At 66.5% G+C, this 4,406-nt stretch carries 4 protein-coding genes and 1 pseudogene; all 5 read left to right on the top strand.

Annotated features, from left to right (window positions below; all coding sequences use genetic code 11):
* Nucleotides 1–495, top strand: a pseudogene (locus EOA27_RS24380) (ABC transporter substrate-binding protein); the annotation flags it as partial.
* A gap of 33 nt (nucleotides 496–528) precedes the next feature.
* Nucleotides 529–1,542, top strand: a complete 1,014-nt coding sequence (locus EOA27_RS24375) for an ABC transporter permease (protein WP_127257448.1) — start codon at nucleotides 529–531, stop codon at nucleotides 1,540–1,542.
* 71 nt (nucleotides 1,543–1,613) lie between these two features.
* Nucleotides 1,614–2,375, top strand: coding sequence for an ABC transporter permease (locus EOA27_RS24370; protein ID WP_245456678.1), 762 nt, complete (start codon nucleotides 1,614–1,616; stop codon nucleotides 2,373–2,375).
* Nucleotides 2,372–3,358 (top strand): ABC transporter ATP-binding protein, encoded by a 987-nt coding sequence (locus EOA27_RS24365; protein WP_126062127.1) that lies wholly within the window; start codon nucleotides 2,372–2,374, stop codon nucleotides 3,356–3,358. Before EOA27_RS24370 ends, EOA27_RS24365 begins: the two co-directional genes overlap by 4 nt.
* Nucleotides 3,359–3,360: 2 nt before the next feature.
* Nucleotides 3,361–4,380 (top strand): ABC transporter ATP-binding protein, encoded by a 1,020-nt coding sequence (locus EOA27_RS24360; protein WP_245456604.1) that lies wholly within the window; start codon nucleotides 3,361–3,363, stop codon nucleotides 4,378–4,380.
* Nucleotides 4,381–4,406: the final 26 nt, after the last annotated feature.

Here is a 4,406-nt window from a genome sequence, read left to right as displayed (position 1 = left end):
GGTCTCGCCAACGCCAAGATGAAATGTTCGGTGCCCGCCGGCTTCCCGGAATTCCGCTTTGCCGCGACCGTTCTCCAATCGTCGGCTCAGCAGCTCGGCGTCACCGTCGAGATCGAGGAGCAGCCTTTCGTCGAGGCGATTACCGCCATCAAGTCCGACAAGAGCAACTGCTTCGTGCTCGGCAACGCCAACCTCAGCCCATCCGACGCGACGAAGTTCTTCGCGGCGCATTATCTCAAGGGCGGGTTCTACAATTCCGGCAAGTTCTTCGACCAGACGCTGCAGGACCTCGTGGCCAAGCTGCCGACGATTTCCGACCCGACCGAGCGCGGCAAGCTGCTCAAGCAGGCGGCCGACATCGTGGTGGACTCCCACTACATCATCTGGACCGCGCGGCCGAAGACGGTGGTGCCCGAGCCTGACCGGATCGGCGGCTACCGCATCGACCCGGCCGAGTACATCAACGCCCGCTTCTGGGAAATGTACGCTAAGTAACAGCAACGGGGTGAGCATGCGGACGGCACGGTTGTGATCGCCTTCCTGTTCAAGCGTCTGGTCTGGGGTCTTGTCGTCCTCATCGCCGTCGCGGTCATAACCTTCTTCCTCAGCCGTGTCGTTCCAGCCGATCCCGCCGCCTTCCTGGCCGGCCAGAACGCCTCCGAGGAGGCCGTGCAGCGTATCCGCGTCGAGCACGGTCTCGATCGACCGCTGCCCGAGCAGTTCGCCTCCTACATGATCGGCCTCGCCAAGGGCGACCTCGGCGAGTCCATCCGCACGCGCCGCAGCGTCAGCACCGACCTCAAGCAGTATCTGCCGGCGACGCTGGAGCTGCTGATCGTCAGCTTCGCCCTCTATCTGGCGATCAGCTTCTCGCTGGCTGTGCTTGCCGCGCGCCGCCCCGGCGGCGCGGTAGACGGCGCGATCCGCCTCATCACCATGATCGGCACCGGCATCCCGGTGTTCTGGCTCGGCATGACGCTGCAATTCTTCTTCTTCTACAAATTGCACTGGCTGCCGCTCGGCGCGCGCTTCCCGATCCGCGAGACGGCGCCGCCTGTAGTCAGCGGCTTCCTGCTTATCGATTCCCTGCTGGCCGGCAGCCTCTCCGCCTTTCTCGCCAGCCTGAAGCACCTGGCGCTTCCCGCCGCGACCATCGTCGTCAATCTGCTTGCGGTCGGCACACGGCTGTCGCGCGCCGCCCTCATCCAGGAGCAGGGCCGGCTTTATGTGCGCACAGCGCGCGGCAAGGGCCTTTCGCCCAACCGCATCCTGTTCAAGCACATCTTGCGCAATGCGCTGTCGCCGATCCTGACGGCGACCACCATGCAGTTCGGCTACATGATCAGCTGGGTGATCCTGGTCGAGGTCATCTTCGACTGGCCCGGCATCGGTCTCTATGCCTATCAGTCCTTCCAGGTCTTCGACTATTCGCCCGTCATCGCGCTGGCGATCGTCTCGACAGCCGGCTTCGTGATCATCAACCTGGTGATGGACCTGCTCTATCCGGTGATCGATCCGCGCGTGCAGAGTGTCGGCTCATGAGTATTTCCACCCAGCCCGCGCGCCGGACCATCGCGAGGCCGAAGGGCGTGCTCTTGCCGCTCGCGCTGCTGATGGTGGCTATCCTCGCCGCCTTCACGCTTCTGCCCGGCCTGATCGCGCCGCACGACCCGATCGCGCTTGCCATGGCCGACCGGCTGAAGCCGCCGAGCCTCGCCCATATCTTCGGCACCGACGAGGGTGGCCGCGACGTCTTCTCTCGCGTTGTCTACGGCACCCGCTATTCGCTCGGCGTGGCGATCGCCATCGTCTTTGCCTCGGCGCTGTTCGGCGTGATCTATGGCGCGGTTTCCGGCATGGCGCGCAAAGGCATCGACAATTTGATGATGCGCATCGTCGACCTGTTCTTCGGCTTCCCGGCGCTGGTGCTGGCCTTGGCCGTCGCCGCCTCGATAGGGCGCGGCCTCGACAGCGTGGCGCTGTCGCTCGCCATCATCTGGTGGCCGGGCTATGCGCGGCTGGTGCGCGGCGAGGTGCTACGCCTGCGCGAGCGGCCGCATGTCGAGGCCGCCCGCGCGCTCGGCGTCTCCGAGATGACCATCCTGCGCCGCCACATCATCCCCTTCGTCGTCCAGGAGGTGAATGTGCGCGTCACCACCGACGTCGGCTACGCGCTGGTCGCCGTCACCGCCCTCTCCTTCCTCGGCCTCGGCGCCAATTCGCCGACGCCGGAATGGGGTCTGCTGATCCGCGACTCGCGCCCCTATTTCGGCTCGGCCTGGTGGTATCTGGTCTTTCCCGGCACCATGATCATGCTGACGGCCACCGCCTTCTCGCTGATCGGCGACGCGCTCGCGTCGAGGCGGGCCGCATGATCCTTTCGGTCCGCGACTTCGCAATCGGGTTTCAGCGCGAGGGCCAGAACCTCGTCGCGGTGGATGGCATTTCCTTCGACGTCGAAGCGGGCGAGACCTTCGTCATCATCGGCGAGTCGGGCTCGGGCAAGTCGCTGACCGGCATGTCGATCGCCGGCCTGCAGCCTCCCACCGCCTTCGTCTCCGGCTCAATCCGCTTCAAAGACCGCGAGATGCTGAAGCGGCCCGACGCCGAATTGCGCAAGCTGCGCGGCCCGGAGATCGGCCTCATCTATCAGGATCCGCTGAGTTCGCTGAACCCGGTCTGGCCGGTGGGCGATCAGATTGCTGAGACGCTGGCCGCGCACGGCCTTGCCGGCCGCGTCGAGGCAAGAAAGCGCGCCGTGGAAATGCTGGAGCGCGTGCGCATTCCCGACCCGCGTCGCGTCGCCTCTGCCTATCCGCACGAGATCAGCGGCGGCATGCGACAGCGCGCCATGATCGCGATGGCGCTGGCCGCCGGCCCGAGTCTGCTGATCGCCGACGAGCCGACGACGGCGCTCGATGTCACCATCAAAGCGCAGATGCTGGAACTGCTTGCCGAATTGAAGCGCGAGCTTTCGCTGACGATCATCCTGATCACGCACGACATGGGCGTGGTCGCCGAGGTGGCCGACCGGATCCTCGTGCTCTATGCCGGCCGCATCGCCGAGGTCGGGCCAGCCGATTCCATCATGCTGCAGCCCTCGCATCCCTACACGGCGGCGCTGATGACCAGCGCCATGATCTCGCAGTCGCCCGCCAAGCAGGAGCTCAACGCCATCGTCGGCGGCGCGCCCGGGCTGGGCGCCTTCCCATCGGGATGCCGCTTCCATCCGCGCTGCCCGCGCGCACAGGACGACTGCAAGGCCGTCGAGCCGCCGCGGCGCAAATTCGGTGCCGTGGAGCTTGCCTGCCATCATCCGATCGAGGCGGCGATGCCTCTAGCAGCGGCGAGGAGCTGACCATGGCGCTTCTCGAGCTTGATGCCGTCTCGAAAACCTTCTCGCAGCGCCGCGGCGGCCGCGCCGTGCAGGCCGTGGCCGGTGTTTCGCTCACCGTGGGCAAGGGAGAGACGTTGGGCCTGGTGGGCGAGAGTGGATGCGGCAAGTCCACTCTCGCCCGGCTGGCGCTCAAGCTGGTCGACGTGACGGACGGGCGCGTGCGCTTCGACGGCGTCGACGTGACCGGCTTCGCCGGCCGCCGCATGCTGCCGATCCGTCGTCGCCTGCAGGCCGTGTTCCAGGATCCGCTCGCCTCGCTCAACGCGCGCATGACCATCGCGGAGGTGATGCGCGAGCCATTCGACACGCATGGCGTCAAGCTGGGCGCCGGGCTCGAGGCGCGTATCCGCGAGTTGCTGTCCTTCGTCGGGCTGGAGAACATCGACATCCAAAAGCTGCCTGGACAGTTCTCCGGCGGCCAGTTGCAGCGCATCGCCATTGCAAGGGCACTGGCGCTCGAACCGGAGATCATCGTTGCCGACGAGCCGACCTCGGCGCTCGACCCGTCGATCCAGGCGCAAATCGTCAACCTGATGCTGCAGATCCAGCGCAAGCGCGGCATCTCCTACCTGATCATCTCGCATGACCTCGACGTGATCGGGCATGTCGCCGACCGCATCGCGGTTATGTATCTCGGCACCATCATCGAGCAGGGAACGGCGGACGAGATCATGCGGCGGCCGCTGCATCCTTACACGCAGGCGCTGCTGTCGGCCGCGCCGACGCTTGCCGCGCGCCGCCAGGTCGGCTGGAAGCGCATCATGCTCACCGGCGATCCGCCCAATCCGGCGGACGTGCCATCCGGCTGCAGGTTTCATCCGCGCTGTCATCTGGCGCGCGACATCTGCCGGGAAAAGGTGCCGCCGCTGCGCGCCATGCCCGGCACCAGCCAGATGGCGGCCTGCCACCTCGCGCCTGACGAAACGGCGCGTGCCGGCGCCGAGGTCGGACGCGCGCGGCGCGGGCTGGCCGTGGTCAGCTAGAAGAACACCGAAGGGAGGGAGCAATG

The organism is Mesorhizobium sp. M2A.F.Ca.ET.037.01.1.1, assembly GCF_003998075.1.
GTDB lineage: Bacteria > Pseudomonadota > Alphaproteobacteria > Rhizobiales > Rhizobiaceae > Mesorhizobium.
The sequence above is the reverse complement of the archived record's forward strand: the minus strand, read 5'-3'. Positions and strand labels throughout refer to the sequence as shown.

Bases quoted from the DNA above. Each gene is read 5' to 3' on its own strand.
- EOA27_RS24370 (WP_245456678.1), top strand. From the start codon at position 1,614: ATGGTGGCTATCCTCGCCGCCTTCACGCTTCTGCCCGGCCTGATCGCG.
- EOA27_RS24365 (WP_126062127.1), top strand. From the start codon at position 2,372: ATGATCCTTTCGGTCCGCGACTTCGCAATCGGGTTTCAGCGCGAGGGC.
- EOA27_RS24360 (WP_245456604.1), top strand. From the start codon at position 3,361: ATGGCGCTTCTCGAGCTTGATGCCGTCTCGAAAACCTTCTCGCAGCGC.